This window comes from Williamsia sp. SKLECPSW1, from assembly GCF_054332755.1.
This window is the reverse complement of sequence record NZ_JBTGLI010000006.1, coordinates 1-1,461: the sequence shown is the minus strand read 5'-3', so window position 1 is coordinate 1,461 and position 1,461 is coordinate 1. Positions and strand designations below refer to the sequence as shown.

3 protein-coding genes are annotated in these 1,461 nt (G+C 70.2%); 2 read left to right on the top strand and 1 reads right to left on the bottom strand.

Annotated features, from left to right (window positions below; all coding sequences use genetic code 11):
* The coding region (locus ACXVUM_RS20540) for an arsenate reductase/protein-tyrosine-phosphatase family protein (RefSeq protein WP_458523797.1) at nucleotides 1-255 on the top strand (255 nt) is incomplete at its 5' end.
* On the top strand, nucleotides 252-1,283 hold the full coding sequence (locus ACXVUM_RS20535) for a zinc-binding dehydrogenase (RefSeq protein WP_458523796.1): 1,032 nt from the start codon (nucleotides 252-254) through the stop codon (nucleotides 1,281-1,283). The genes ACXVUM_RS20540 and ACXVUM_RS20535, both read left to right, overlap by 4 nt.
* A 3-nt stretch (nucleotides 1,284-1,286) precedes the next feature.
* On the opposite strand, the gene ACXVUM_RS20530 is transcribed toward ACXVUM_RS20535, so the two are convergent.
* Nucleotides 1,287-1,461 (bottom strand): putative zinc-binding metallopeptidase (locus ACXVUM_RS20530; RefSeq protein WP_458523798.1); only part of this gene is annotated, 175 nt, incomplete at its 5' end.

Here is a 1,461-nt window from a genome sequence, read left to right as displayed (position 1 = left end):
GACGACGCCGACCTCTTCGTCGCCCTCGACGACGGGCACCGGCGTGCGCTCGCCCGTCGCGGCGACGGCGACCGCACCCGGATGTTGCGTGGGTTCGATCCCGCGGCGGGACCCGACGACCTCGACGTCGCCGACCCCTACTACGGGGACGCCGACGACTTCGTCACCGTCCGCGAGCAGGTGGAGGCCGCGACCCCCGGGATCCTCGACTGGATCCGCGACGAGCTCCGGCGCCGTCGAGACCCGGTGCGATGAACCCGCCGACACCGCACGGCGTTCCCGCGACGATGACCGCGGTGGTCACCGCGGGTGTGGGCGGCTACGAGCAGCTCGTCCTGACCGAGGTCGAGACACCGACGCCCGGTGAGTCGGATGTCCTCGTCGAGGTGCTGGCGGCCGGCGTCAACAACACCGACGTGAACACCAGGACGGGGTGGTACGGGAGCGGCGGGTGGAACGCCGGTACCGAGTTCCCGCTCATCCAGGGCGCGGACTGTTGCGGGCGGGTGGTCGACGCCGGTGCCGCTGCCGACAGATCGCTGATCGGAACCCGGGTTCTGGTGCGGCCCTGTATGGCTGCCCCGGCGCCGGCGCGAGGCCGGACGAGATGGCTCGGGTCGGACCTGCCCGGCGCCTTCGCCCAGTACGTGTGCGTTCCGCAGAGCGAGGTCTTCGCTGTCCGATCGGGCTGGTCCGACGCCGAGTTGGCCACACTGCCCTGCTCGTACGGCACCGCCGAGAACATGATCGACCGGGCTCGGGTCACGTCCGGGCAGCGTGTCCTCGTCACCGGCGCATCGGGCGGAGTGGGGTCGGCGACCGTGCAACTCGCGCGCAGGCGCGGCGCCGAGGTCGTCGCGGTGGCCGGCGCCGAGAAGCACGAACGTCTCCGCGCACTCGGCGTCGACACGCTGATGACGCGCGACGACGATCCGGTGAGCGCGCTCGGCGCACGGTCGATCGACGTCGTCGTGGACAACGTCGCCGGACCCGACGTCGCGCGCCGCCTTGAACTCCTCGTCCCCGGCGGCACCTACGTCACCTCCGGGGCCATCGCCGGGTCGGACGTCCACCTCGACCTCGCGGCGCTCTACCTGAACGACCTGTCGATCCTCGGGACCACCGCCTGGGCGCCGCACGTCTTCCCGGACCTCATCGGCTACGTCGAGAACGACGAGATACGACCCCTGGTTGCCGGCAGGTTCGCGCTCGGTGAGATCGCCACCGCCCAACAGCTGTTCCTCGAGAAGAAGCACGTCGGCAGCTTCGTCCTCGAGCCGTGACGGTCAGACGCCGTCGGGTCCGGGTGCGATGAGTTGGTGCAGGAAGGACATCTTCTCGAGGACGGTGGCGGGAAGGACGAAGGGGTAGAGGTCTTGGTGGCCCATGGAGCGGTTGATCTGGTTGAGCGACCAGGACAGTGGGAGCCAGAGTTCGATGATGCGGTCGAATCCGACCTCG

Bases quoted from the DNA above. Each gene is read 5' to 3' on its own strand.
- ACXVUM_RS20535 (WP_458523796.1), top strand. From the start codon at position 252: ATGAACCCGCCGACACCGCACGGCGTTCCCGCGACGATGACCGCGGTG.